Annotated in this window: 22 protein-coding genes; 12 read left to right on the plus strand and 10 right to left on the minus strand. The window is 74.7% G+C overall.

Features of this window, described 5'->3' with window-relative positions; all coding sequences use genetic code 11:
• Positions 1-103: 103 nt before the first annotated feature.
• Together ABT041_RS21460 and ABT041_RS21465 are read right to left on the minus strand one after the other, a co-directional pair.
• Positions 104-1189, minus strand: coding sequence for an amidohydrolase family protein (locus ABT041_RS21460; protein WP_351186715.1), 1086 nt, complete (start codon positions 1187-1189; stop codon positions 104-106).
• 34 nt (positions 1190-1223) lie between these two features.
• Complete coding sequence (locus ABT041_RS21465; protein ID WP_351186717.1) at positions 1224-2342, minus strand: beta-propeller domain-containing protein; 1119 nt, start codon at positions 2340-2342, stop codon at positions 1224-1226.
• A 269-nt stretch (positions 2343-2611) separates the two neighbouring features.
• Here ABT041_RS21465 and ABT041_RS21470 point away from each other — a divergent pair, with 269 nt between their 5' ends.
• The gene (locus ABT041_RS21470) at positions 2612-3709 is read left to right on the plus strand and encodes a pyridoxal-phosphate-dependent aminotransferase family protein (protein ID WP_351186873.1); all 1098 of its coding nucleotides are present in this window, start codon (positions 2612-2614) and stop codon (positions 3707-3709) included.
• A gap of 61 nt (positions 3710-3770) precedes the next feature.
• Here ABT041_RS21470 and ABT041_RS21475 read toward each other — a convergent pair whose 3' ends face one another.
• Entirely contained in the window at positions 3771-4841 is a 1071-nt protein-coding gene (locus ABT041_RS21475; protein ID WP_351186719.1) for an alkene reductase, read from the minus strand.
• A 114-nt stretch (positions 4842-4955) separates the two neighbouring features.
• On the opposite strand from ABT041_RS21475, the gene ABT041_RS21480 reads away from it, so the two are divergent.
• Positions 4956-5459: a MarR family winged helix-turn-helix transcriptional regulator gene (locus ABT041_RS21480; RefSeq protein ID WP_351186721.1), complete on the plus strand. Its 504-nt coding sequence runs from the start codon at positions 4956-4958 to the stop codon at positions 5457-5459.
• Positions 5460-5492: 33 nt separating this feature from the next.
• On the opposite strand, the gene ABT041_RS21485 is transcribed toward ABT041_RS21480, so the two are convergent.
• From ABT041_RS21485 to ABT041_RS21495, 3 genes are all read right to left on the minus strand, one after another.
• Complete coding sequence (locus ABT041_RS21485; RefSeq protein WP_351186723.1) at positions 5493-6551, minus strand: aminotransferase class V-fold PLP-dependent enzyme; 1059 nt, start codon at positions 6549-6551, stop codon at positions 5493-5495.
• A 191-nt stretch (positions 6552-6742) separates the two neighbouring features.
• Entirely contained in the window at positions 6743-7450 is a 708-nt protein-coding gene (locus ABT041_RS21490) for a DsbA family oxidoreductase (protein ID WP_351186725.1), read from the minus strand.
• A gap of 120 nt (positions 7451-7570) precedes the next feature.
• The gene (locus tag ABT041_RS21495; RefSeq protein ID WP_351186727.1) at positions 7571-8584 is read right to left on the minus strand and encodes a GlxA family transcriptional regulator; all 1014 of its coding nucleotides are present in this window, start codon (positions 8582-8584) and stop codon (positions 7571-7573) included.
• Between the two features lie 70 nt (positions 8585-8654).
• On the opposite strand from ABT041_RS21495, the gene ABT041_RS21500 reads away from it, so the two are divergent.
• Positions 8655-10034, plus strand: a complete 1380-nt coding sequence (locus ABT041_RS21500; RefSeq protein ID WP_351186729.1) for an MFS transporter — start codon at positions 8655-8657, stop codon at positions 10032-10034.
• Positions 10035-10076: 42 nt separating this feature from the next.
• On the opposite strand, the gene ABT041_RS21505 is transcribed toward ABT041_RS21500, so the two are convergent.
• Entirely contained in the window at positions 10077-10991 is a 915-nt protein-coding gene (locus tag ABT041_RS21505) for an AraC family transcriptional regulator (RefSeq protein ID WP_351186731.1), read from the minus strand.
• 90 nt (positions 10992-11081) lie between these two features.
• Here ABT041_RS21505 and ABT041_RS21510 point away from each other — a divergent pair, with 90 nt between their 5' ends.
• Entirely contained in the window at positions 11082-12089 is a 1008-nt protein-coding gene (locus ABT041_RS21510; RefSeq protein WP_351186733.1) for a zinc-dependent alcohol dehydrogenase family protein, read from the plus strand.
• On the opposite strand, the gene ABT041_RS21515 is transcribed toward ABT041_RS21510, so the two are convergent.
• Positions 12086-13579 carry an aldehyde dehydrogenase (NADP(+)) gene (locus tag ABT041_RS21515; RefSeq protein ID WP_351186735.1) on the minus strand — a complete coding sequence of 498 codons (1494 nt, stop codon included), beginning with the start codon at positions 13577-13579 and terminating at the stop codon, positions 12086-12088. The two genes, ABT041_RS21510 and ABT041_RS21515, sit on opposite strands and share 4 nt — an antisense overlap.
• Positions 13580-13729: 150 nt before the next feature.
• On the opposite strand from ABT041_RS21515, the gene ABT041_RS21520 reads away from it, so the two are divergent.
• Positions 13730-14500 (plus strand): IclR family transcriptional regulator, encoded by a 771-nt coding sequence (locus ABT041_RS21520; protein ID WP_030691616.1) that lies wholly within the window; start codon positions 13730-13732, stop codon positions 14498-14500.
• A gap of 3 nt (positions 14501-14503) precedes the next feature.
• Here the strand turns inward: ABT041_RS21520 and ABT041_RS21525 are convergent, their stop codons facing one another.
• Positions 14504-15001 (minus strand): cupin domain-containing protein, encoded by a 498-nt coding sequence (locus tag ABT041_RS21525; RefSeq protein ID WP_351186737.1) that lies wholly within the window; start codon positions 14999-15001, stop codon positions 14504-14506.
• Between the two features lie 329 nt (positions 15002-15330).
• On the opposite strand from ABT041_RS21525, the gene ABT041_RS21530 reads away from it, so the two are divergent.
• From ABT041_RS21530 to ABT041_RS21540, 3 genes are read left to right on the plus strand one after another with little or no spacing between them, the layout of a single operon-like run.
• The gene (locus ABT041_RS21530) at positions 15331-16326 is read left to right on the plus strand and encodes a hypothetical protein (protein ID WP_351186739.1); all 996 of its coding nucleotides are present in this window, start codon (positions 15331-15333) and stop codon (positions 16324-16326) included.
• Complete coding sequence (locus tag ABT041_RS21535; RefSeq protein WP_351186741.1) at positions 16323-17558, plus strand: sensor histidine kinase; 1236 nt, start codon at positions 16323-16325, stop codon at positions 17556-17558. The genes ABT041_RS21530 and ABT041_RS21535 overlap by 4 nt, the downstream gene beginning before the upstream one ends.
• A gap of 38 nt (positions 17559-17596) precedes the next feature.
• Positions 17597-18211, plus strand: a complete 615-nt coding sequence (locus ABT041_RS21540) for a response regulator (RefSeq protein WP_502976569.1) — start codon at positions 17597-17599, stop codon at positions 18209-18211.
• Between the two features lie 298 nt (positions 18212-18509).
• Here the strand turns inward: ABT041_RS21540 and ABT041_RS21545 are convergent, their stop codons facing one another.
• Positions 18510-19598, minus strand: coding sequence for a hypothetical protein (locus ABT041_RS21545; RefSeq protein WP_351186743.1), 1089 nt, complete (start codon positions 19596-19598; stop codon positions 18510-18512).
• 137 nt (positions 19599-19735) lie between these two features.
• Here ABT041_RS21545 and ABT041_RS21550 point away from each other — a divergent pair, with 137 nt between their 5' ends.
• From ABT041_RS21550 to ABT041_RS21565, 4 genes are all read left to right on the plus strand, one after another.
• Positions 19736-21184 (plus strand): peptidoglycan D,D-transpeptidase FtsI family protein, encoded by a 1449-nt coding sequence (locus tag ABT041_RS21550; protein WP_351186745.1) that lies wholly within the window; start codon positions 19736-19738, stop codon positions 21182-21184.
• A 192-nt stretch (positions 21185-21376) separates the two neighbouring features.
• Positions 21377-21763, plus strand: a complete 387-nt coding sequence (locus ABT041_RS21555) for a hypothetical protein (RefSeq protein WP_351186875.1) — start codon at positions 21377-21379, stop codon at positions 21761-21763.
• Positions 21760-23736 carry a hypothetical protein gene (locus ABT041_RS21560; RefSeq protein WP_351186746.1) on the plus strand — a complete coding sequence of 659 codons (1977 nt, stop codon included), beginning with the start codon at positions 21760-21762 and terminating at the stop codon, positions 23734-23736. Before ABT041_RS21555 ends, ABT041_RS21560 begins: the two co-directional genes overlap by 4 nt.
• 48 nt (positions 23737-23784) lie before the next feature.
• Positions 23785-24969 carry an MFS transporter gene (locus tag ABT041_RS21565; protein ID WP_351186748.1) on the plus strand — a complete coding sequence of 395 codons (1185 nt, stop codon included), beginning with the start codon at positions 23785-23787 and terminating at the stop codon, positions 24967-24969.
• Positions 24970-25175: the final 206 nt, after the last annotated feature.

Consider the following 25175-nt stretch of genomic DNA (forward strand, 5'->3'; position numbering starts at 1 on the left):
CCGGCCCGGACCCGCCGGACGGCCGTGTGGGGGGCTCAGACCGCCCCCCGGCCGCTGACGCCCGGCGTCCGGCCCGGACCCGCCGGACGGCCGTGCGTGGGGCTCAGCCCACCACCCGGCCGTTGACGACGATCCGGCGCGGTGCCGCGAGGACGCGGACGTCCGCGCGCGGGTCCTCGCCGTAGACGACGAGGTCGGCCGGGGCGCCCTCCTCCAGGGAGGGGCGGCCCAGCCAGGCCCTCGCTCCCCAGGCGGTGGCCGCGAGCGCGTCGATCGGCGGGATACCGGCCTTGGTGAGCTCCTCGACCTCCTCGGCGACCAGGCCGTGGGCGAGCGAGCCGCCCGCGTCGGTGCCGACGAAGACCGGGACGCCCGCGTCGAAGGCGGCGCGGACCGTGTCGTACCGCCGCTCGTGGAGCCGGCGCATATGGGCCGACCAGCGGGGGAACTTCTCCTGGCCGCCGTCCGCGAGGTGCGGGAAGGTCGCGATGTTCACCAGGGTCGGGACGATGGCGACGCCCCGCTCCGCGAAGAGCGGGATCGTCTCCTCCGTGAGCCCGGTCGCGTGCTCGATGCAGTCGATGCCCGCCTCCACGAGGTCCCGCAGCGAGTCCTCGGCGAAGCAGTGCGCGGTGACGCGGGCGCCGAGCCGGTGCGCCTCCGCGATGGCCGCCTCGACCTCGGGGCGCGGCCAGCAGGCGGTGAGGTCGCCGGCCTCGCGGTCGATCCAGTCGCCCACGAGCTTGACCCAGCCGTCGCCGCGGCGGGCCTCCCGGCCGACGTACGCGACGAGGTCGGCGGGCTCGATCTCGTGGGCGTAGTTACGGATGTAACGGCGGGTGCGGGCGATGTGCCGGCCCGCCCGGATGACCTTCGGGAGGTCCTCGCGCTCGTCGATCCAGCGGGTGTCGGAGGGCGAGCCCGCGTCCCGGACGAGCAGGGTGCCGGCGTCCCGGTCGGTGAGGGCCTGCTTCTCGCTGGTGGCCTCGTCGACCGGCCCGTGCCGGTCGAGCCCGACGTGGCAGTGGGCGTCGACGAGGCCGGGGAGCACCCAGCCCTCGACGGTCACGGCCTCGGCGGCGGGCCGCTCGAAGGTGATCCGCCCGTCGACGCACCACAGTTCGTCGCGGACGTCCTCCGGGCCGACGAGCACCCGCCCCTTCACGTGCAGCACCTCGTGATCGCTCATACCCGCACTCTACGAGCCCTGTCGAGGGGGCCGGTCACGGGCGCCAGTCGGCCTCCAGGTCGTGCGAGGCGGTCTTGGTGAGCTGCTTCAGGCCGGTGCCGTCGGCCCGCACCAGGAAGAGGTGCTCGGGGTCCGCGTCGTCGGTGCCGCCGCGGGTGAAGACCAGGCGCCTGCCGTCCGGCGACCAGGAGGGGAACTTGTCGTGGGCCGCGGCCGAGGTGATGGGCAGCGCTCCGGTGCCGTCGGGGTTGATCACGTAGAGGTGGGCGAAGCCGGTTGCGTCCAGGCGGCTGAAGGCGATCCGGTTGCCGCGCGACCAGTCGGGCGTCCAGTCCTGGGAGCCCGCCGCGGTGATCGGCGTCTGGACCAGGGTGGACAGCTGGATCCGTACCAGCCGGCTGCCTCCGGACGTGTCCGTGCGGCTGAACGCCAGGTTCTTGCCGTCCGGGGACCAGGTCGGGTGGAACTCGTCCGCGGCGGTGGTGGTGAGCCGGGTGGCGGGGGTGCCGTCGATGTCGGCCACGTAGATCTCGCGCTGGGAGTCGACCGGCCGGGAGTAGGCGATCCGCGTGCCGTCCGGGGACCAGGCCGGGTCGGAGGCCCCCTTGGTGCCGGGCACGAGCTTCAGGTCGCCGCCCGCGGAGTTCATCGTCCAGATGCCGTCGATCGCGCCGTCGAGGCTCTGCCGGAGGAACGCCACCCGTTTGCCGTCAGGGGACCAGCTGGGCATCACGTCGCTGACGGTGGGCGTGTGGGTGAGCTGGACGGGCGGGGTGCCGAGCGGGGAGATCCCGTACAGGTCCTCGATGGAGTCCGTCGCGTCGTAGCGGGCGAAGACGATCGGGTGGCCGATCGCCGACCACGCGGCGATGGCCGCGGCCGCCGCCTCGGCCGCGCCGGACGTCACGGCCGTCCCCGAGTCCCCTGCCGCTCCTGCCGTCGCTGCCGCACCCGAGGCCGCTGCCGACCCCGACGCCACCGCCGTCCCCGAGACCACTGCCGTCCCCGAGACCACTGCCGACCCCGACGCCACCGCCGTCCGCGACGTCCCGGCCGCTCCCGCGTTTCCCGCCGCGCAGAGGGTCAGCGGTGCGGTGACGGCGAGGGCCGCGGCGGCGACCGCCGTCCGGCGCAGCAGCGCTCTGTCGTTCACGTTCGTTCTCCTGCTTCCGACCATGGTGTCCACCCCGTTCTCCCCGGCGGCATCGTGCGGCGCCGCTCCGGCCCGCAACATCCCACCGACGGGGCGCGGGGGGAAGAGTGCGGGCCCACCGGTACGAGCCCTGTGACAGCTTCCGCACACCGCCGTGACGGCGCACGGCCCTGACCCGCCCGGCGGCGGGCGGAGCGCTTACGCTGGCACGAGCCTCATCCCGATGCAGACGCCACGCATGCGACACCGAAGAAGGAACCCCCGTGACCGTGACACATCCGCTGCTGGACCTGGCCCCGCTGACCGCCGCGCACTTCGCGTCGATCGAGCGCCGGGTCGCCGCGCTGCTCTCCACGGAGCAGGACGTGGTGATCACCCAGGGCGAGGCGCTGCTGCCCCTCGAGGGGTGCATCCGCAGCGGTGCGCGGGCGGGTTCGACCGCGCTGAACGTCGTCACCGGGCCGTACGGGCAGACCTTCGGGAACTGGCTGCGGGACTGCGGGGCGAGCGTCGTCGACCTGGAGGTGCCCTTCCACACCGCCGTGACGGCGGAGCAGGTGGAGCGGGCGCTCGCCGAGCACCCGGAGATCGACTTCGTGTCGCTGGTGCACGCCGAGGCGGCCACCGGGAACACCAACCCGGTGGCGGAGATCGGCGAGGTCGTGCGGGCGCACGGCGCGCTGTTCTACCTGGACGCGGTGGCGTCGATCGGCGCCGAGCCGGTGCTGCCGGACGCCTGGGGCGTGGACATGTGCATCATCGGCGCGCAGAAGGCGATGGGCGGCCCCGCCGGTGTGTCGGCGGTGTCGGTGAGCGCGCGGGCCTGGGAGCGGTTCGCCGCCAACCCGGCCGCGCCGCGCCGCTCGTACCTCTCCCTCCTGGACTGGAAGGAGCGCTGGATCGACGGCGGCCGCAAGACCCTGCTGCACGCTCCGGCGCAGCTGGAGATGCTGGCCCTCGAGGCCTGCGTGGAGCGGATCGAGGCCGAGGGCCTGGACGCGCTGATGGCCCGGCACGCCTCGGCGGCGGCCGCGACCCGCGCGGGCGCGCTGGCCCTGGGCGGCGGTCTCGAGCCGTTCGTGTACGAGGCGAAGGACGCGGCCCCGGTGGCGACGACGCTGCGTGTGCCGGCGGGTCTCGACGCCTCGGAGCTGGTGGCGAAGGCCCTGGCGGCCGATCCGTCGCTGCCGCTGATCGCGGGCGGCGGGGCGCTGGCCAAGGAGATGATCCGGGTCAACCACTACGGGGTGGACGCCACGCCGGGGGCCGTGCAGTCCTCGCTCGCGGCCCTGGGCGCGGCGCTCGGCGAGTCGGGTCGCGCGGTGGACCTGGAGGGGGCGCGCCGGGCGGTCACGGAGGCCTGGTAGCGGTGCGTACGCGGGAGGGGCGGGGGTCCCGGGACCCCCGCCCCTCCCGCGTGTCCGCGACTTACAGCGCGGGGTAGTCGATGTAGCCCTCGGGGCCGCCGGCGTACATGGTGGCGGGGTCCGGGGTGGCGTAGGGGCCGTCGGTCTTGAGGCGGGCGGGCAGGTCGGGGTTGGCGATGAACAGCCTGCCGTACGCGACGAGGTCGGTGACGCCGTCCTCGATGAGGGCCAGGGACTCGGCGCCCGTCGGGTCGGTGCCGGTGGCCGGGTTGAGGATGAAGGTGCCGGCGAAGCGCTTGCGCAGGTCGAGGACGAGCGGGCGGCGCTCGGGGCCGGTCTCCAGGACGTGGAGGTAGGCGATGCCGACGGGCTCGATCGCGGTGAGGAGCCGGGTGTAGAGCTCCTCGGTGTCGGTCTCGCTGATGTCGTTGAGGGTGTTGGCCGGGGAGATGCGCAGGCCGGTGCGCTCCGGGCCGATCTCGGCGGCGACGGCCTTGACGACCTCGACGGCGAAGCGGATGCGGTTCTCGACGGGGCCGCCCCACTCGTCGGCGCGGTGGTTGGAGCCGGAGGCGAGGAACTGCTGGATCAGGTAGCCGTTGGCACCGTGGATCTCGACGCCGTCGAAGCCGGCCTCGACGGCGTTGCGGGCGGCGGAGGCGAAGCCGGCGATCGCCTCGCGCACCTGGTCGCCGGTGAGCTCGCGCGGGGCGACGAAGTCCTTGGGGCCCTCGTGGGTGTAGACCTGGCCGGCGGCGGCGATCGGAGAGGGGCCGACGGGGTGGAGGTCCCCGTCGAGGAGGTCGGGGTGGCCGATCCGGCCGGAGTGCATGAGCTGGGCGAAGATCCGGCCGCCGCGCTCGTGGACGGCGGTGGTGACCTGGCGCCAGGCGGCGATCTGCTCGCGGGTGTGGAGTCCGGGGGTGTCGGGGTAGCCCTGGCCCTCGGGGACGGGGTGGACGCCTTCGCTGATGATCAGGCCGGCGGAGGCGCGCTGGGCGTAGTACTCGGCGACGATCGCCGGCGGGGTGCGGTCCCGGCCGTTGGCGCGGCTGCGGGTCATGGGGGCCATCGCGATGCGGTTGGCGAGGCGGGTTCCGGCGAGGTCGATCGGGTCGAATGCAGTGGTCACGGCTGTCCCTCACATGAATATGTGGTCGGCCAACTAATTGGGCCGATTGCCACTGTAACCCATTCATTGGCCGACCAAGGTAATCTGTGGGGAGAGCCGTCCCGAGGAGTCCGCATGTCAGGAAACGACCCCGTCTGTACCGCCGCGTCCGCCGGGCCGCAGCCCTCCGGGGCCTGCGCCGGAACCGTCAGCCACACCCTCGCGCGGGTCGCCCGGCTCCATCGGATCGCCATGGCGCGGCGGCTGCGGGACCTGGGCCTCTACCCGGGCCAGGAGCTGATGATGATGCGCCTGTGGGACCGCGGGGCGGCCCGCCAGTCGGAGCTGATCCAGTCGCTCGAACTCGACCCGTCCACGGTGACGAAGATGCTCCAGCGCATGGAGCAGTGCGGCTATGTCCGCCGCAGCCCGGACCCGGCCGACCGGCGCGCGGTCCTCGTCGAGGCGACCGAGCAGGGCCTCGCCCTCCGCGCCGGGGTCGAGGGCGCGTGGGCGGACCTGGAGGAGAGCACCCTGGCCGGGCTCGCCCCGGCCGACCGGGCGGAACTCGCCCGGTTGCTGGGTCTCGTGGGCGAGAACCTGGCGAAGGAGGCGGGCGAGGCGGGCGCCGTCTGCTGAACGCCCGCCACGGACCGGGCCTTCCGGTGCCGGTCAGCCCGCCAGGACCTCCAGGACGCGGTCCACGTCGGCCGCCGTGTTGTACAGGTGGAAGGACGCCCGCAGATTCCCCGCGCGGGCCGAGAGCAGGACGTCCGCCTCGCGCAGGGCGTCCGCCCGGTCCCCCAGGCCCGGGACGGCGACGACCGTCGAGTCGTCCATGACCGGCGCGTGCCCGAGTGCGAGGAGCCCGGAGCGGAAGCGGGCCGCGAGCCCCTTGTCGTGGGCCTCGATCCGCTCGATGCCGATCTCCTCCAGGAGGGCGAGCGAACGGGCCGCCCCGTGGTACGAGAGGAACGCCGCCGGTTCGTCGAACCGGCGGGCGGTGCGGGCCAGTTCACGGACCGGGCCGTAGCTGTTCACCCACAGCTCCTCGCCCGTGACCCAGTTGGCGTGGATGGCGAGGAGCGAGTCCTGCGCCTCCTCGGTGACGGTGAGGAAGGAAGCGCCGCGCGGACAGAGCAGGTACTTGTAGCCGCCGGCGACGGTGTAGTCCCACTCCCCCGCGTTCAGCGGCAGCCAGCCCGCCGACTGGGTGGCGTCCAGGAGGGTGCGCGCGCCGTGGGCGGCGGCCGCGTCCCGTATCGCCGAGAAGTCGGCCGTGCGGCCGTCCGCCGACTGCACGGCGGAGAAGGCGACGAGCGCGGTCTCGGGGCGGACGGACTCGGCGAGCCGCTCCAGGGGCGCGAAGCGGGTCTTGAGGTCGCCGCGGATCGTGAACGGGGTGATGACGGAGGAGAAGTCGCCCTCGGGGAAGAGGATTTCCGACCCGGCGGGCAGCGACTGGGCGATCATCCCGCAGTGCACCGCGACCGAGCTGCCGACGGCGACGCGCTCGTGGGAGACGCCGGCGATCCGGCCGAAGGCGGCGCGGGCCTCGTCCACGATGCCGAAGCTGCCGGCGCCGTCTGGACGGCCGTCGGCGGTCTCCTCGGCGAGGAGGGTGACGGCCTCGATGGTCCGGCGGGGCAGCAGGCCGCAGGCGGAGGTGTTGAGGTAGGTCTTCTTGGGCGCGAACTCGGCGCCGCCGAGCGGCTGGTCAAGGGAATCCATGGCCCCACCCTGGATTCCCCGCGATCGCCCGTCAATGGCGTTTCGACCGCGGGCGAACCCCAGGCCGCGCTTGTCTCCGCAGGTGAGAAGCTGTACGGCGCCGAGGCCCGCGCGGGGCGGGTCTCAGAGCCGTACGGCGCCGAGACCCGCGAAGGGCCGGGCAGGTCCGGCCCGCCCTGCGGGGACGGGCGTCAGGCCTGCGGGACCTCGCACGTGCCGTCCGGGCCGCAGACCTCCGCGTCGGTGCCGACCGGCTGGAGGACGCGGCCCTGCCAGGCCTGCTCCAGGGCCTGGGTGAAGACCTCGGCGGGCTGGCCGCCGGAGACCCCGTAGCGGCGGTCCAGGACGAAGAACGGCACACCGTTGGCGCCGAGTTCGGCGGCCTCGCGCTCGTCCTCCCGTACGGCCTCGGCGTAGGCGGTCTCGTCGGCGAGGACCGCACGGACCTCGGCCTCGTCGAGACCGGCCTCCACACCGAGGGCCACCAGCGTCTCGGCGTCGAAGACCGAGCGCTCCTCGGCGAAATTGGCCCGGTAGGCCAGGTCCAGGAGCTCGTTCTGGCGGCCGCGCTCCTTCGCGAGGTGCAGCAGCCGGTGGATGTCGAAGGTGTTGCCGTGGTCGCGGCCGTCCGTCAGGTACGCGAGGCCCTCGGAGTGCGCGTTCGACGCGACGTGCGCCTCCATGGCGCGGGCCTCGTCGAGGGTGCGGCCGTACTTCTTCGCCAGCATCTCCAGGACCGGACCGGTGTCGCCCTTGGCGCGGTGCGGATCGAGCTCGAAGGAGCGGTGCACGACCTCGACGTCGTCGCGGTGGGCGAAGGCCGCGAGCCCCTTCTCGAAGCGGGCCTTGCCGATGTAGCACCAGGGACAGGCGATGTCGCTCCAGATCTCGACGCGCATGTGACTTCTCTCCGAGGGGTTGCCGGTGGGGTGTACGGGGGTGTGTACGCCCTGGGGAACGCGCCCGTCGGCCCGGTTCATTCCGTTTCCGGCCCCGGTGTGAGCCGGAGCACCCGGCCGTCAGCGCGTACCGGAGCTCGGCAGGCGGTTGAAGGAGGCCCGGTACGCGCTCGGGGTGAGCCCCGTGCGGCGCAGCAGGTGCTGGCGGAGTGAGTCCGCCGTGCCGAGGCCGCTCGCGCGGGCCAGCTGGTCCATGGGGAGTGAGGTGGCCTCCAGGAGTTCCTTCGCCCGCTCGACGCGCTGGTGGAGCAGCCACTGGAGGGGGCTGACGCCGGTCTCGGCGTGGAAGCGGCGGGAGAGCGTGCGGACCGAGACGCCGGCGTGCCGGGCGAGGTCGGTGAGGCCGAGGGGCTCGTCGAGGTGCTCCATCGCCCACGCGCGCGTGTCGGCGAAGGAGACCCCCCGCTCGGGCGGCAGCGGGGTCTGGGTGAACTGGGTCTGCCCGCCGGGCCGGACGGGCGCGACCAGGGCGAGCCGGGCGACGGCGTTGGCGACGGCGGCGCCGTGGTCGGTGCGGATGACGTGCAGGCAGAGGTCGATGCCCGCCGCGTACCCGGAGGAGGTGAGCACGGGACCGTCCTGGACGAAGAGGACGTCGTCCTGGAGGTCGACGGCCGGGTGCCGGGAGGCGAGCAGCGGACGGTACGCCCAGTACGTCGTCGCCGCCCGGCCGTCGAGCAGTCCGGCCTCGGCGAGCGCGAAGGCGCCGGTGCAGATGGAGGCGATCCGCTTGCCGCCGTCGGCGGAGGCGCGCAGGACGTCGAGGACGCGCGGGTCGGGGTCCTCGTACGCCCCGCTGCCCGCGAGGATCACCGTGTCGGCCCCCTCGACGGCTTCGAGTCCGCGCGGGACGACCAGGTCGAGGCCGCCGGTGGTGGTGACGGGCCCGGGGTCGGGCGCGCAGATGACCGTCTCGTACCCGGGTCCGCCGTCGACCTCGACCTTGCCGAAGAGCATCTCGGGGATGGCCAGGTTGAACATCGAGACGGGCGGTGCCGCGATCACGGCGACGCGCCGCAGTCGGGAGCCGGGGGACCCGGCAGACGTACCGGGCGCGGGTGTCGTCGACGACATGGCCAGAACCTCCGGTCGTATGGCATTCCAGCCACTACTGTACGGGCCCGCACCTCACGAAGCTGGGCGCATGTCCTCAACAGTCCTCTCCAAGGCCCCCGTTGTCCGTCGCGAAGCCCCCGGCGCCTCCCCCGGGCCCGCCCTCGCCGCCGCCATGCTCGGCTTCGCCCTCATCACCCTCGACACCTCCGTCGTGAACGTCGCCCTGCCCGCGATCGGCGCCGACCTGCGCGCCGGGATGACGGGTCTGCAATGGGTGGTCGACTCGTACACGCTGGCCTTCGCGGCGCTGCTGCTCTCCAGCGGGGCCCTCGCCGACCGGGTCGGCGCGAGCCGGGCGTACGGAGCGGGGGTCGTCGTCTTCACCCTCGCCTCGGCCGCCTGCGGTCTGGCCCCCGGCCCCCCCGGGCTCCTGGCCGCCCGGACGGTGCAGGGCGCGGCGGCGGCCGTGATGCTGCCCGCCTCCCTCGCCCTCGTACGGGAGGCCTACGGCGATCCGGCGCGGCGGGCCCGTGCGGTGTCGCTGTGGGCGGCGGGCGGCACGGTCGCGGTGGCCCTCGGCCCCGTCGCGGGCGGGGCGCTGACCACGGCCTGGAGCTGGCGCGGGATCTTCTTCATCAACCTGCCCCTGGGGCTCCTCGCGCTCGCCCTGCTGACCCGGGTCGCCCGCTCGGAGCGCCGGCCCGCCCCGCTCGACCTGCCGGGGCAGCTGACGGCGATGGCGGCGCTCGGGGCGCTGACCTTCGCCGCGATCGAGGGCGGCGCGGAGGCCTGGTGGGCGCTGGGGGTCGCGGTGGTGTCCTTCGCCGCGTTCCTGCTGATCGAGGCGCGGCGGCGGCATCCGATGGTGCCGCTCGGGCTGTTCCGGAACACGACGGTCGCGGTGGCGGTGGCGGCCGGTTCGGCGAACAGCGTGGCGTTCTACGGCATGGTCTTCGTGTTCGGCCTCTTCTTCCAGCAGGTCCTCGGGCTCTCGGCGCTCGGCGCGGGGCTGATGTTCCTGCCGATGACGGGACTGCTCGCCGGGGTGAACATCCTGTCGGCGCGGGTGGCCGCGCGGTACGGGGCGCGGCTGCCGATCGTCGTGGGCCAGACGGTCGCGGTGGCCGGGCTCCTCGGTCTGCTCACCGTGGACGCGGACTCCTCGCGGGTGGCGCAGGCCCTGCTCCTGGTACCGCTCGCGCTGGGCGCCGGGTTCTCCCTGCCGCCGCTGATCGCGGCGATGATGGAGGCCGTCCCGGCGGAGCGGGCGGGCACGGCGGCGGGCCTCCTGAACGCGATCCGGCAGACGGCGGGCGCGCTCGCCATCGCGGTCTTCGGCTCGCTCGCGGCCCAGGACATGGCGGGCGCGCTGCGCACGAGCCTCCTGATCAGCGCCGGGCTGCTCACGGTCACGACCCTGGTCTCGCTGCGGCTGCCGCGCCGTGAGCGGCGGGCGGCCGGGCACTGAGCGCCCTTCCGGTACGGGTCTGGACCCCCTTCCGGTACGGGCCTAGGCCCCCTTCCGGTACTGCCCCGGCGCCACCCCGTACTCCCGCTTGAAGGCCTTGGCGAAGGCGAACTCCGAGGAGTAACCGGAACGTTCGGCGACCGCGCGGAGGGGCAGGTCGTCGGAGCGGAGGAGGCGGCCCGCCGTGGTCATCCGCCACCAGGTGAGGTACGCGAGGGGCGGCCGTCCCACGAGGGCGGTGAAGCGGCGGGCGAACGCGGCGCGCGAGAGGCCCCCGAGCGCGCCGAGCTCCTCGACCGTCCACGCCCGGGCGGGGTCGCCGTGGAGGGCCCGCAGGGCGCCCGCGACGGCCGGGTCGCTGAGCGCGGCCGACCAGCCGGTGGAGCGGTCGCCGCGCTCGGTGAGCCACCAGGTGCGCAGCAGGTACAGGAGCAGCGTGTCGAGGAGGGCGGGGACGATCGCGTCGGATCCCGGCTGGGGTTCGGCGAGTTCGGCGCCGAGCAGGTCGACGGCGGCGCGCAGCCGGGGATGGGAGCCGATGCGCGCGGGGACGTGGACGAACGGCGGCAGGTCGGTCAGCAGGGGGTGGGCGCGGGCCCTGCTCAGCCGGTAGGCGCCGCAGAGCAGCACGATCTCCTCGGTGCCGACGGGCCCCCGGTCGGGCCGGGTGGGCCAGGAGCCGTCGGGGGCCGGGAGGACGTCGACGAGCGGGGTGCGGGGATCGTCGGCGAGGCCGTGGCCGGTGCCGTGGGCGAAGAGGACGACGTCGCCGGGGCCGAGCCGGACGGGTGCGGCGTCGTCCGGGGGCAGCAGCCAGGCGGTGCCCTGGAGGACGACGTGGAATCCGGCGCTGTCGCTCGACGGGTAGCGGACGCCCCAGGGGGCGAGCCGGACGGTGCGGGAGGAGTGCGGGAGCCCGGTGCGCATGGCGGCGATGGCATCGCTCAGTACGTCCATGACCCGAACGGTAGCGCGCGAGACGATCGGACATGAGAGGGAGTCGAAGGGACATGGATCGTCTTCCTCGCGACTCCTAACGTCGAGGCCATGACGACAACGGGCATGACGACGAAGGCAGTTCTGTTCCACGAGCTCGGCGGCCCCGAGGTGCTGACCGTCGAGGAGGTGCCGCTGCCGGACCCCGGTCCCGGGGAGGTGCTGATCCGGGTCGAGGCGATCGGACTCAACCGCGCCGAGGCGCTGTTCCGCGCCGGCACCTACTACTACCCGGCGACGCTGCCGGGTTCGCGGCTCGGTTACGAGGCGGCGGGCGTGGTCGAGGCGGTGGGCGCGGGGGTCACCGCGTACGCCCCGGGCGATCCGGTGATGGCGGCGGCCAACTTCGAGTTCGGGACGTACGGCGTGTACGCGGAGCGGGTGGTGCTCCCGGAGGAGTACGTGGTGGCCCGGCCGGAGGGCGTGGACGCGGTGACGGCGGCGGCCGTGTGGCTGAGCTACTTCACCGCGTACGGCGGGATGGTCGTGACCGGCGGGCTGCGCCCCGGCGACCACGTGGTGATCACGGGCGCGTCGAGCGGGGTGGGGACGGCCGCGGTCCAGACGGCGCTGCGGGTCGGGGCCGTACCGATCGCCACCACACGCGGCGAGGGAAAGCGGAAGCGGCTCCTCGCACTCGGGGCGGCGCATGTGGTCACCACCGACACCGAGGACCTGGTCGACGAGGTGCGGCGGATCACCGGCGGGAGGGGCGCGGACCTGGCGTTCGACGCGATCGGCGGGCCCGGCTTCGCCCGGCTCGGGGACGCGCTGCGGACCGGTGGTTCCGCCGTCCTGTACGGCTGGCTGGACCCGCGGCCGGTCGAGCTGTCGCGGAACTGGCCGCTGACCACGCACGCGTACGCGAACGGGGCGCTGGCCAGGACCGAGGAGGGGCGCCGGCTCGCGGCGGGGTTCATCGGCTCGGGGCTGCGGGACGGCTCCCTGGCGCCGGTGATCGCCGAGACCTTCGACGGTCTGGAGCGGATCACCGACGCCCATCGTCTGATGGAGACGAACGCGCACGTCGGGAAGATCGTGGTGCGGGTCGGTTCCTAACGCCGGGGCACTCCCAGCGGGTTGCCGTCGCGGAGTTCCGGCGGGAGGAGGTGCTGGGGCGTCGACTGGTAGGTGACCGGGCGCAGCCAGCGCTCGATCGCGGTCGCGCCGACCGAGGTGGAGGTGGAGGTGGTGGCCGGGTAGGGGCCGCCGTGGTGCTGGGCGGGGGCGACGGCGACGCCGGTGGGCCAGCCGTTGACGAGGACGCGGCCGGCCAGCGGGGTGAGCTCGGCGAGCAGCGGGGCGGCGGCCTCGTCCTCCTCGGCGATGTGGAGGGAGGCGGTGAGGTTGCCGGGCAGCAGGCCGAGGACGGCGGTCACCTCCTCCCGGGTGGAGTAGCGGGCGACGACGGTGACCGGTCCGAAGCACTCCTCCAGGAGGAGGTGGTGGCCGCCGTCGGCGAGCGCGGCGGCGTCGACGGCGAGGACGCCGGCGCTGACGGTGTGGGCGCCGCCCGCGCCGGGGGTGACGGGGGTGTCGACGCCGGTGAGCGCGGCGCGCTCGGCGACGCCGGCGACGAAGGCGTCCCGCATCCGGTGGTCGAGCATGACGGCCGGTTCGGTCTCGCTGACGGCGGCGGTGAGGGCGTCGAGGAAGCGGTCGCCGTCCTCTCCGCGGGGGGCGAGGACGAAGCCGGGCTTGGTGCAGAACTGGCCGGCGCCCAGGGTCATGGAGCCGGCGAGCCCGGCGCCGATCTCCTCGGCGCGCTCGGCGGCGGCGGCCTCGGTGACCACGACCGGGTTGAGGGAGCCGAGTTCGCCGTGGAAGGGGATGGGGACGGGCCGGGCGACGGCCGCGTCGAAGAGGGCCCGGCCGCCGCGGATCGAGCCGGTGAAGCCGGCCGCGGTGACGAGCGGGTGGCGGACGAGTTCGACGCCGGCGTCGAAGCCGTGGACGAGGACGACGACGTCCTCGGGCAGTCCGGCCTTGGCGGCGGCGCGGCGCAGCAGGGAGGCGCAGAGCTCCGAGGTGGCCGGGTGGTCGGGGTGGGCCTTGATCACCACGGGGCAGCCGGCCGCGAGGGCGCTCGCGGTGTCGCCGCCGGGGACGGAGAAGGCGAGCGGGAAGTTGCTGGCGGCGTAGACGGCGACGACGCCGAGCGGGATCTTCCAGCGGCGCATGTCGGGCCGCGGCGGGGTGGCCTCGGGATCGGGGAGGTCGATCCGGACGTCGAGGAACCAGCCGTCCTCGACGACCTCCGCGAAGGCCCGCAACTGGGCGGTGGTGCGGGCGAGTTCGCCGGTGAGGCGGACGGGCCCGAGGGCCGTCTCGGCGTCGGCCGCCTCGACGACGTGCTCGCCGGAGGCGTCGAGGAGGTCGGCGGCGGTACGGAGGAAGGCGGCCCGCACCGTCCGGTCGGCCAGGGCCTCGCGGGCGGCGTGCGCGGCCCGGACGGCTCGGTCGACCTCCTCCGCTGTGGCCTCCACCGCAACCTGCTCGCGCGGCTTCCCCGTCCGGGGGTCCACACTCCACACTGGTTCTGCCGCCACCGCCACGCCCCTGTTCGCTATTCTGAACACAGTTCCCGTAGATGAACGCATCTGGGCGGGACTCTATTGACGGCCCGGCCGTCTCCACAAGGGCCCCGTTCGGCCGGGGTGGCCGGTGGGCGGCCGGACAACGGAAAAGGGGCGAGGGCCATGGCGACTGCCGACGCGGGTGGGGCGCAGGTGAAGTCCGCGGTGCGGACCGTGGAACTGCTCGAGTACTTCGCGGGACGCCCCGGGATGCACTCGCTCGCCGCCGTCCAGGAGGCCGTCGGCTACCCCAAGTCCAGCCTGTACATGCTGCTGCGCACCCTCGTCGAGCTGGGCTGGGTGGAGACGGACGCGACGGGCACGCGGTACGGGATCGGGGTGCGGGCACTGCTCGTCGGCACCTCGTACATCGACGGCGACGAGGTGGTGGCCGCCTCCCGGCCCACCCTGGACCGGCTCTCCGACGACACCACCGAGACCATCCACCTGGCGCGCCTCGACGGCACCAACGTGGTGTACCTGGCGACCCGTCAGTCCCAGCACTATCTACGGCCGTTCACCCGGGTCGGCCGCCGGCTGCCCGCGCACTCGACCTCGCTCGGCAAGGCGCTGCTCGCCACCCACAGCGACGAGCAGGTGCGCAAGCTGCTCCCGGAGACGCTGCCGGCGCTGACCGAGCACACGATCACCGACCGCGAGAAGCTCATCGAGGAGCTGCACGTCATCCGCGAGCAGGGCTACTCGGTGGACCGCGAGGAGAACACCCTGGGGCTGCGCTGCTTCGGCGTCGCGATCCCCTACCGGACCCCGGCGCGGGACGCGATCAGCTGCTCGGTGCCGGTGGCGCGGCTCACCCCGGCCCATGAGCAGATGATCAAGGACGCGCTGTTCGACGCGCGGGACCGGCTGACCCTGGCGACCCGGCGCCTCTGACGGTCAGGCGCGGTCGGCGAGGGCCCGCTGCCACACCGGGCTGTCGACGTAGTGGTTGTCGTACTGCTCGGAGGAGTCCTTGATCTCCTCGAAGCTCGCCTCGCCCCGCATGACGCGGCCGAGGAGCCGCAGGTAGTCGAAGCGGGCCATGCCGGGCGTGAAGACGAACAGGACGTCGGCCTCGGCGCCGGGCGCCGCCGCGAAGGCGTGCGGGGTGTGCGGCGGGACGAGGAGGAAGTCGCCCTGGTCCAGGACGGTCAGCTCCTCGCCGACCAGGACCTGGAGCGAGCCGCCGAGCACGAAGAACATCTCGGACGCCCTGGTGTGGAAGTGCGCCGGGGCGCCGACCGCGCCCTTCGCGAACGAGGAGCGGTAGCTGGTGAGCTGCCCGCCGGTCGTGCCGGAGTCGGCGAGGAGGGTCATCACGCTGCTCGGGTCGGCGGTGGTCTCGGCGGTGGCGGCGCGGGTGAGGAGCGGGGCGAAGGGCGCGATCTCGGTCATGATCACCAGATTAGGAGCTCATTGACCGCGGATGGGGGTGCAATCCGACCCTGATTCGACGGGTCAATTCGGCCCGGCGGGCGGGGGGGGGACGGGTCGGAGACGCGCGGGTACGGGTCGGAGACGCGCGGGTACGGGTCGGAGGCGCGGGAGTACGGGTCGGAGGCGCGGGAGTACGGGTCGGAGGCGCGGGAGTACGGGTCGGAGGCGCGGGAGTACGGGTCGGAGGCGCGGGGGTACGGGTCGGAGGCGGCCTCCCCCGTGCGGCGGAGGTGGATCACCGCCGGGCAGGAGGTGGCGGGGCGGGCCCGCACGGGAGCGTGGAGCCCATGACAGAGACCCCGTCCCTCACCGCCCCGGCGCCCGCCGCCGACCGCCGCCCGAGCGCCGCCCGCCGGGCGCTGCGCGCCACCGCGATCCTCGCCTGCCTCCCGTACATCTCGCTCAAGGTCGCCTGGGTGGCGGGCAGCGAGCTCGGCATCCCGGCCGGGAGCGTGCTCCTGGAACGCCGGGAGCTGATGGCGGCCGTCAACGCGGTCTCGGTGGTCGCCGACGTCCTCGTCGTCGTCCTCGCCCTGCTGCTCACCCAGGCCTGGGGCCGCCGCTTCCCCGCCTGGCTGCTCGCCCTGCCCATGTGGGCGGCGACCGGGCTGCTCGCGCCGATCATGACCGGCTACCCGGGGCAGCTCGCGGTCGCCCTTCTCAGCGGCGACGAGAAGGCCGCCGCGCCCGCCGAACCGTTCCTGGACGAGTGGGTCTTCGGCGTCGTCTACGGCGGCTTCATCCTCCAGGGCCTCGCCCTCGGCACCCTCTTCACCCTGTACGCCCGGGACCGCTGGGGCCATCTGTGGCAGGGCCGGCTCGACGACCTCTCCGCCCGCACCTCCGGGCCCGGGGCGCGGGCCCTCGCCGTGGCCGGCGCGGTCGTCGCGCTCGTGCCCGCCACGCTCCATCTGCTGTGGGCCACCGGTTCGACGACGGGCCTGTCCGCCCGGCTGATCGCCGAACGCGACTCCGACGACTACGTCCTGGAGGCCCAGCGGTTCGGCTTCCTCGCCGTCGCCGTCGCCTTCACCCTCTTCCTGGTGCTGCGCCGGCCCACCCGGCTCCGGGTCCGCACGACGCTCGCCCTGACCTGGACGGCCTCGGGCGCCGCGGGCTGCTGGGGCGCCTATCTGTCGCTGGTCGCGCTGCTGCCGGATCCGGATCCGGCCAAGCAGGTCCCCGGGCTCGTACAGCTGTCCTACGCTGGCGACATGATCACCGGGTTCCTTCTCGCCGCGTGCGTGGCACTGTTCCTGCGGCGGCGGAGCGCCGGCGCGTGAGACCGGTGAGGGCCCTGTTCGGGCAGCGGGCCAGGCTGCGCTGGCTCCATCTGATCCTGGGCGGCGCGCTGTTCATGCCCTTCTGGATGGTCGGCACCCTCGTCATGGGGCCGTTCCTCGACGACGGCGGCCTCTTCACCGGCGGCCTCGGGGTGCAGTTCGGGGCGTACGCGGTGGGCCTGCCGCTCGCCGCGGTCGTCGCGCTCTTCCCGCTGGCCCGCCCGATGTCGGTGGCGGCGGCGCGGGCGCTGTGCGGGGTGGCGGCGGAGCGGTTCGCGGACGGTCCGGCGCGCGGCCGGGAGGCCAGGGCCCGGACGGCCGGCTGGTTCACGCTGCACCTGGGCGCCGGGGCGCTGATCAGCGGGGCGACGCTGGCCCTGCCGCCGTTCGCGGTCGCGGTGATGGCGCTGCCGTTCTCGCCGGGGCTCCGGGAGTCCGAACTCGGCCGGTTCTGGGGGCTCGACCGGCACGGGTGGGTGTGGGCCGCGCTCCCCGCCGGCCTCGGGATGCTGCTCGCGCTCGCCGCCGTCGCCGCCGCGACCGGGGCGCTGCTCGCCCGGCAGGCGCCCCGGCTGCTCGGGCCGAGCCCGGCGGACCGGCTCGCGGCGGCCGAACGGCGGGCCGCCGAGGCCGAGTCCCGCAACCGGCTCGCCCGCGAACTGCACGACTCCGTCGGCCACGCCCTGAGCGCCGTCACCCTGCAGGCGGGCGCGGTCCGCCGGGTCCTGGACGGAGAGGCGGCCGACCTGGAGTTCGTACGGGAGGCGCTGACCGCGATCGAGGAGACCACCCGGCGCACGGTCGGAGAACTCGACTGGGTCCTCGGCCTGCTGCGCCGTGGCGGGGAGGTCGAGGAGGGCGTGGGCCCGGGGCTCGACGCCCTGGACGCCCTGGTGCGGGGCGCCGGGCCGCGGGTCGCTCTGACGGTGGACGGCGCGCTGGGATCCGTGCCGGAGGCGCTGTCCCGGGAGGCGTACCGGATCGTCCAGGAAGGGCTGACGAACGCGGCCCGGCACGCGGGCGGCGCGCCCGTCACCGTACGGCTCGACGCCCGTACCGAGGAGTTGGAGATCAGCATGGAGAACCCCCTGCCCGACCGGCCTCCGGTCACCCGGCCCGACGGAGGGCGCGGCCTGCGCGGCATCGCCGAGCGGGCCCGGCTGCTCGGTGGCACCGCCGAGGCGGGCCCGGCGGGCGCCGTCTGGCGCCTCGCGGTCAGGATCCCCCGGTGACCGCCCCGATCCGGGTCGTCCTCGCCGACGACGAGCGGATGGTCCGCACCGCCCTCCGGGTCATCCTGGACGCGGAGCCGGGGATCGAGGTCGTCGGCGAGGCGGCCACGGGCGCCGAGGCGGTGTCGGTGGTGCGGGCGGAGCGGCCGGACGTCGTCCTCATGGACGTGCGGATGCCGGAGATCGACGGGATCCGGGCCACCGAGCAGATCCTCGCCGGGATGGCCGAGCCGCCGCGGGTCGTGGTCGTGACGACCTTCGAGAACGACGCGTACGTGTACGAGGCGCTGCGCGTCGGCGCGGCCGGGTTCCTGCTGAAGCGGGCGGCCGCGGAGGACCTGGTGGGCGCGGTCCGCCTCGTCGCGCGCAGCGATTCGCTGCTCTACCCGGCGGCGGTACGGGGCCTGGCCGCCGAACACGCCCGCCGCCGGCCGGAGGCGCCGCCGTGGGTGGCGCGGCTCACCGAACGGGAGGCGGAGGTGCTCCGCCTGGTGACGACGGGCCTCACGAACGCGGAGATCGCCTCCCGCATGGGGGTCGGCCCGGCGACGGTGAAGACGCATGTGGCGGCGGTGCTGTCGAAGCTGGGGGCGCGGGATCGGACGCAGGCGGTGATCCTGGCGTACGAATCAGGCTTCACACGAACAACCTGACCGGTCCCGGGCCACGCCGTCGTGGGCACGCCTTCCGCCGGGGCGGTGCCCACCCGCAACGGGACGGCGCCCACGCCCGTTGTGGGCATGCGTTCCGCCGGGGCGGAACGGGTGGGCACAACGGAACGGCGCCCTTGCCGGCGCCAGAGGCTCCCGAGCCTGAACCCGCACCCCATGCACAGTGCACTGCTGGTGCGGGTCAGGGCGCGGAACGCGGAGGCGCCGCTGAGGGCGCCGTCCCGTGTGCCCACCCGTCCCGCCCTGCGGGACGATTGCCCACACGGGCGGGGGCGTCTGGTTACGAGCGGGTTGCCGTGGCGCAGTCGGGGCGGGTTTCGGCGATGGGGGACGTGCGGTCGTACGGGTCGACCGTCTCGCCGGACGTCCCGGCAACCCCACCGCCCCCGAACTCCGGCCGGAAGTACCCGGTCGCGTCGCCGCAGCCCCCGTTCGTCATGTCCGTCTTGTACGACAGCAGGCTGAACGTCCCCTTCTCCGTCACCACCTTCGACGGATCGTCCCAGCTCACCACCGTCTCCCGCCGCACGATCACCCGCACCACCTCGTCACCGCCCCCGGCCGGCGCGACCGGGTACACGTACGTGACGTCGGCGGTCACCTCCAGGGCCCCGAGCCTCCCCTCCCGGAAGCTCAGCCGGCCGCGGGTCTTCACCACGTCCCCGACCGGCCGCGCCTGCGCCGGGTCGAAGCGGCTGAAGAGCAGCAGCGGGTCGTGGTCCTTGTCCGGGGTGCGAAGCGAGGCCGTCACGAGGGCCGTGACGTCCTTCTGGTGGGGGTTCATCAGGGCGATCGCCCTGTCCGGTCGTCCGCCCCGCAGCACCGCCGGGTCCAGGCCGGACGCGGCGAGGAAGTCGCGGGTCCGGGTGAGCGCCCGCTCGACCTCCGGCTTCGTCATCCAGCCGGTCGCCTTCGCGTCGGGGACGGTGATGCCGGCCGTGCCGGCCGCCCAGCGGGCCGCCGGGGAGCCCCGGAACGGCTCGTCGAGGGTGGGCCGGCCGCCCGGCTCGGCGGGCGGCGCCTGGTCGGGCCGCGCCGACTCCTGCGCGAGGGGCTTCCCGGACGTGTCCCCGTCGCCGGACCAGCCGACGATGCCGCCCGGGTCCACGGCCACGACCAGCAGCGCGAGCGAGGCCACGAGGCCCGCCACGTACCAGCCCTTCCTCCGCCGAGGCCGCCCGGGCCGCGCGGGCCGCGCGGGCCGCGCGGCAGGCGAGTGCGCGCGCCACGGCGTCGGTGCCGCGGCCTCACGGTCCCGCGCGGACGGCTCCTTGGGCGCGTCGCCCGCGCCCTCGACGGAGGTCCGCAGGAACTCCTCCCACACCTCGTCCGGCACGGACGAACCGTCCCGCTCCCCACCCGCAGTCACGCAGGCTCCTCCCCGTGTACGTCGTGGCCCTCGCCAGGGCCACCACATGATCACACGGCGCTCGGACATGAAGGTTCGCTGAGAAACGGGCCACATCCGGAACGTCCGGGACCGGCCCGTTCGTCCCCTGAAGTGCGATGAACAAGACGATCAGGCACACGTCGGTCTTCGTCCTGATCCTGGTGCTCGCCCTCCTCGGGCGGGCCACCTGGGTGCAGGCGTACGAAGGCAAGGCGCTCGCGGACGACTCGAAGAACCGGCGGAAGACCATCGCGCAGTACGCGCAGCCGCTCGGGAACATCGTCGTGGCCGGCTCCCCGGTCACCGGCTCGAAGAGGACGGAGGGCTCGGATCTCGCGTACAAGCGCACGTACACGGACGGCGAGCTGTACGCGGCGGTCACCGGCTACAGCTCGCAGGCGTACGGCGCGACCCAGCTGGAGGGCATCTACTCGCATGTCCTCGACGGCACCGACGACCGGCTGAAGAACCCCCTGGACGCCGTGACCCGCAAGCAGCAGGAGCCGGGCACGGTCGTCACCACGATCGACCCGGACGTGCAGAAGGCCGCCTACCGGGCGCTCGGGAGCAAGAAGGGCGCGGCCGTCGCGATCGACCCGGCGACCGGCCGGATCCTCGCGATGGTCTCCACCCCGTCCTACGACCCGTCGAAGATCGCGGGGACGAACGACGGCGACGTCTGGAAGGAGCTGACCACCGACGAGGACAAGCCGCTGGTGAACCGCGCGCTGCGGCAGCCGCTCCCGCCCGGCTCCACCTTCAAGCTGGTCGTCGCGGCCGCCGCCCTGGAGGACGGTCTGTACGGCTCCGTGGACACGGCGACGAAGAGCCCCGACCCGTACACCCTGCCGGGCACCCGGACGGTGCTGAGGAACGAGAACGCCTCCGCGCCCTGCGAGAACGCCACGATCCGCACCGCGCTCCAGTACTCCTGCAACAACGTCTTCGCCAAGATGGCCGCCGATCTGGGGCAGGACAAGGTGAAGGCGATGGCGGAGAAGTTCGGCTTCAACGACGCCGAGCTGGACGTCCCGGTCCGCGCCTACGCGAGCGTGTACCCCTCGGGCATGGACAAGGCGCAGACGGCGCTGACCGGCATCGGCCAGTTCGACGTGACCGCCACCCCGCTGCAGATGGCGATGGTGTCGGCGGTGATCGCCAACGACGGTCTGCTCGCCGCCCCGCACATGGTCTCGCAGGTCGTCGACTCCGACGGCGACGCGCTGACCTCGTACGAGGACGGGGACACCGAGCGGATCGTCTCCTCCTCGACCGCCGAGCAGCTGCGCAGCGCGATGGTGACGGTCGTGGAGGAGGGCACCGGCAGCAACGCGGCCGTGGACGGCGCCGAGGTCGGCGGCAAGACCGGCACCGCGCAGCACGGCGAGAACAACAGCAAGACGCCGTACGCCTGGTTCACCTCGTACGCCAAGGACGCGTCGACCGGGAAGCAGGTCGCGGTCGCGGTGATGATCGAGGACTCGGGCGCGGCCCGCTCCGAGGTCAGCGGCAACGGCCTGGCGGCCCCGGTGGCCCGGAAGATGATGGAGGCGGCGCTGAAGTGACAGGGGGCGGGGGCCGATTGGCCGTCGGGCCCCGCCACACGATATGCAGGGGCACGTCCCACGATCCGAGTGCGCATTCGAATCGTGGGGTGTGCCCCTGCATCCGTCCCGCGTGCGCGTCGTGGGGCGTGCCCCGCTCCCGTCCCACGGAGGACCGCCGTGCGCCTGCCCCGTTCCCTGTCCGGCTGGACCATGGCGGTCTTCGGCGTGCTCGCGGCCGTCCTGGGGGTGGTGGGCCTGGTCGCCCCGGACGCCCTGCTCACCGTCATGGGCTTCGAGCCGGTGCCCGAGGGCGGGCGCGCGGACGGGGACCACACCCTGGTCTTCCTGACGGCCTCCTCGATGGCGGCGCTCAACATGGGCGTCTACTACGTCCTGGCCGCCCTCGCCGACTGGAAGGCCTTCTTCCGCTGGACGGTCCCGTTCCGGCTGCTGACCTGCACCGTCTTCACCCTCGCGGTCGTCACGGGCCGCGCCCCTGCCGGCTTCATCGGCGTGGGCCTGTGGGAGGGGCTCGGCGCGGTGGTCACGGGGGTCGCGCTGCGGTACGAGAAGCGGGCGGCGGCGGTGCCGGCATGAACGACCGCCTCCTGGAGGGGACCGACCCGCTCGCCGGGCTCGACGACATCGACTGGGCGTCCCACCGTCACGCGTACGGACCGGCGGCGGACGTCCCGGACCTGCTCCGCGCCCTGTTCCGGCCGGACGAGGCCGCCGACGCGGCCGACACGCTCCTCGTGAACCTGCACCACCAGGGCGGCTGGGTCGCGTCCGCCTCCGTGGCCGCCCTCCCGTTCCTCGTCCGCGCCGCCACCGACCCCTCCGTCACGGCGGCGGTACGGATCGACCTCGTCGATCTGGTCGCCTGCGTCGCCGCCGAGGGCAACCGGGTCGAGCCCCGCTGGATCGCGCCCGGCTGGGCCGAGGCCTGGAACACGGCGGTCCCCGGCCTGCTGCCGCTGCTCGACGACCCCGAGCCCGAGGTGAGGACGGCCACCGTCAGCGCCCTCGAAGAGGCCCACGGGCGGGCCGACCAGGCCCTCGCCGCCCTGTGGGCGCGGCATGCCGGGGAGAGCGTGCCGGAGGTCCTGGGCGCCCTCGTGGCCGCGACCGGCGTCCTGGCCCGCCACGCGGACCGGGAGCGGGCGGCGACGCACGCCCGGCTCCTCGGACTGACGGCCCCGGACGCCGGCCCCGGGGAGCGGCTGCGGGCCGTGGCCGCCCTGCGGGCCTCCGGGTCCGAAGGCGGGAACCACGCGCGCGTGGTGGCCGAGGTCCTCGCGGGCGGTGACCTCGGCGGGTACCGGGTTCCCGATGCGGTGGAGCTGCTCGGCGGGGACCTCGCGGAGCGGGCCGGTCACCTCGCCGGGCTGCTGCGCAACCCGGCCGCGTCGACGCGCCACGAGGCCCTGGAGGCGGTCGCCGGGGAGCTGAGCCGCCGCCGCTCGGCCCTGCCGCTGCTGCTGTCCGCCGTGGCGGAACGGCTCGACGACCCCGAGCCCGACAACCGGCTCTTCGCCGCCCGGGTCCTCGGCATGTGCGGGACCGCCGCCCTGCCGTGGGCGGACCGGCTCGCCGCCATGGTCACCGACGAGGGCGAGTCGTACCTCCCCGCGCGGGACAGCGCCCTGTGGGCGCTGTCCCGGACCGGCGACCCGCGCTGCGCCGACCCGCTGGCCCGCCGCCTCACCGGGGAACGGCCGGGCTTCGCGTACTTCTCGGTCCACTCCGCGGGCTGGTGGACCCACGAGCTGAGCCTCAGTGAGACGCTCGGCCCGCTGGTCGCCCACGCGCGCGTGCTCCTTCCTCCGCTCCGGGCCCGGCTGCGGGACGCCCGGTCGGTCGACGAGGCGCGGGCGCTGTGCCAGTCCCTGACGCCCTGGGGCCCGGCGGCCGCGCCCGCGATCCCCGAGCTGTGCGCCCTCCTGGAGACCGACGCGGCCGTGTGGGCGGCCGACGCGCTCGCCGAGATCGGCCCGGAGGCGGCCGCGGTCGTGGACCGGGACCGGCTGCGGGCCCTGATCGACGCCCCGCCCGAGGGGCAGGCCTTCGCGCCGCGGGCCCTGGCCCGTGCGTACGGCAGGCTCACCGGCGACCGCGGGCCCGCGCTCGCCCTGTACCTGCCCCGGCTCGACGAGCCGTACGGGAACGACCACACGGCGATCGTGCTCGGCGAACTGGGCCCGGCCGGCGCCCCGTACACCGGCCGGCTGCGGGAGCTGCTGCGCGCCGAGGCGGCGGGATGGGTGCCGGTGCGGGTCGGCGAGGCTCTGTGGCGGATCACCGGGCGGTCCGAGGAGGTCGTGCCGGTGCTGGTGGCGGCGATCGAGCCGTACACAAGCGGAGGCGTCACCCGGGCGGTCACCGAGACGGTCCGGCTGCTCGGCGGCATCGGCCCGGCGGCCGCACCCGCCGTACCCGCGCTCCGTGCCTTCCTCGACGCGGACGAACGGCCGGTGGAGCACGGCAGCTGGCGGTCCGTACCGGACGACGACGAGCTGTGCGCGGCGGCGCGTAAGGCACTGCGCGCGATCTCGGGGGACGTGATCTAGGGCAACTGACCGATCCGGCCGGCCCGCCTCAGACGACAGCCTTCGGCCATGCGTTGGTCTTTGTATCTGACAGGTGTCGTCGTGTCCGGATTCGGCACGGTGGCGATGTGGCTCGTCTCCGGAATCTGGGTCAAGTCCCTCACCGGCTCCGACAGTCTGGCGGCCCTGGCCTCCTTCGCCCTCTGGGCGCCCGTGCTCCTCGGGCCGCTGCTCGGCACGCTCGCAGACCGGGTGCGGCGCAGGCCGCTGCTCGTCGTCCTGAACCTGGCGATGGCGGCCCTGCTGCCGGTCCTGCTGTGGGTGGAGTCGGCGGACCGGGTGTGGCTGCTCTTCGCGGTCCTCGTCCTGTACGGGGCGCAGGGCTCCGTCCACGACGCGGCGGAGCAGGCGCTGGTGGCGTCCGTGGTCGACGAGGGGCGGCGCGGCACGTTCAACGGGCTGCGGATGACGGCGAACGAGTCCATGAAACTGATCGCCCCGCTGGTCGCGGCGGGCCTCTTCGCCGCGTACGGGGGCGGGCCCGTCGCCCTCGTGGACGCGGCGAGCTTCGCGGTCGCCGCGGTCCTCTTCGCGCTCATGCCCGTCCGGGAGGAGCGGCCCGCCCGGCCGGAGGCCCGGAACTGGTGGCGGGAGACCGCCGAGGGCGTCCGGCTGCTCCGGGCCTCGCGGGTGCTGCGGCCGCTGGTGGCGACGGGCGCGTTCACGATGCTGCTCGCCGGGGTGAACGGCGCCGCGATCTACTCCGTGGTCGACCGGGGGCTCGGGCACGCGCCCGCGTACGCGGGGGTGCTGTACGCCGTCCAGGGCGTGGGCTCCGTCCTCGCCGGCCTCGTGACCGGCCCGCTGCTCCGCCGTGTCCCGGAGCGGACCCTGGCCGCCGTCGGCCTCGCGCTGTTCGCCCTCGCCATGGGGGTACGGGGAGCACTGCCGTACGACGCGACGGCGCTGGCCGCGAGCGCGGTGATCGGCCTGGGGATGCCGTGGGTCCTGATCGCGGTGATGACGGCGGTCCAGCGGGAGGCGCCGGCGGAGGCGGTCGGGCGGGTCGCGGCTACCGCGAACACGCTGGTCATGGCGCCGAACGCGGTGGCCATCGCGCTGGGGGCGGGGCTGATAGCGGTGACGGACGCGCGCGTGCTGCTGCCGGTGCTGGCGGTGGGGGGCGTGGCGTGGGCGACGACGCTGTCCCTGAGCCCCGGCCCGGCGGACGTCTCCCCGCAGGACGCCACCTGACGCCACGGCGTCGCCTGGAAGCCGCGCGAGCCCACGCCCGCCGCCCGTGGGGACCCGCGCCCGTGCTGGGCGGTGCCCACGCCCCGTGTGAGCCCGCGCCCGTGCTGGGCAGTGCCCACGCCCCGTGTGAGCCCGCGCCCGTGCTGGGCAGTGCCCACGCCCCGTGTGAGCCCGCGCCCGTGCTGGGCAGTGCCCACGCCCCGTGT

The sequence above is a fragment of the Streptomyces sp. NPDC002825 genome, from assembly GCF_040295385.1.
GTDB lineage: Bacteria > Actinomycetota > Actinomycetes > Streptomycetales > Streptomycetaceae > Streptomyces.

Excerpts from the sequence above, each read along its gene's own strand:
- ABT041_RS21460 (WP_351186715.1), bottom strand. The coding sequence starts at position 1,189 with ATGAGCGATCACGAGGTGCTGCACGTGAAGGGGCGGGTGCTCGTCGGC.
- ABT041_RS21480 (WP_351186721.1), top strand. The coding sequence starts at position 4,956 with ATGTCAGGAAACGACCCCGTCTGTACCGCCGCGTCCGCCGGGCCGCAG.
- ABT041_RS21485 (WP_351186723.1), bottom strand. The coding sequence starts at position 6,551 with ATGGATTCCCTTGACCAGCCGCTCGGCGGCGCCGAGTTCGCGCCCAAG.
- ABT041_RS21490 (WP_351186725.1), bottom strand. The coding sequence starts at position 7,450 with ATGCGCGTCGAGATCTGGAGCGACATCGCCTGTCCCTGGTGCTACATC.
- ABT041_RS21495 (WP_351186727.1), bottom strand. The coding sequence starts at position 8,584 with ATGTCGTCGACGACACCCGCGCCCGGTACGTCTGCCGGGTCCCCCGGC.
- ABT041_RS21500 (WP_351186729.1), top strand. The coding sequence starts at position 8,655 with ATGTCCTCAACAGTCCTCTCCAAGGCCCCCGTTGTCCGTCGCGAAGCC.
- ABT041_RS21505 (WP_351186731.1), bottom strand. The coding sequence starts at position 10,991 with ATGGACGTACTGAGCGATGCCATCGCCGCCATGCGCACCGGGCTCCCG.
- ABT041_RS21510 (WP_351186733.1), top strand. The coding sequence starts at position 11,082 with ATGACGACAACGGGCATGACGACGAAGGCAGTTCTGTTCCACGAGCTC.
- ABT041_RS21520 (WP_030691616.1), top strand. The coding sequence starts at position 13,730 with ATGGCGACTGCCGACGCGGGTGGGGCGCAGGTGAAGTCCGCGGTGCGG.
- ABT041_RS21525 (WP_351186737.1), bottom strand. The coding sequence starts at position 15,001 with ATGACCGAGATCGCGCCCTTCGCCCCGCTCCTCACCCGCGCCGCCACC.
- ABT041_RS21530 (WP_351186739.1), top strand. The coding sequence starts at position 15,331 with ATGACAGAGACCCCGTCCCTCACCGCCCCGGCGCCCGCCGCCGACCGC.
- ABT041_RS21540 (WP_502976569.1), top strand. The coding sequence starts at position 17,597 with ATGGTCCGCACCGCCCTCCGGGTCATCCTGGACGCGGAGCCGGGGATC.
- ABT041_RS21550 (WP_351186745.1), top strand. The coding sequence starts at position 19,736 with ATGAACAAGACGATCAGGCACACGTCGGTCTTCGTCCTGATCCTGGTG.
- ABT041_RS21555 (WP_351186875.1), top strand. The coding sequence starts at position 21,377 with ATGGCGGTCTTCGGCGTGCTCGCGGCCGTCCTGGGGGTGGTGGGCCTG.
- ABT041_RS21560 (WP_351186746.1), top strand. The coding sequence starts at position 21,760 with ATGAACGACCGCCTCCTGGAGGGGACCGACCCGCTCGCCGGGCTCGAC.
- ABT041_RS21565 (WP_351186748.1), top strand. The coding sequence starts at position 23,785 with ATGCGTTGGTCTTTGTATCTGACAGGTGTCGTCGTGTCCGGATTCGGC.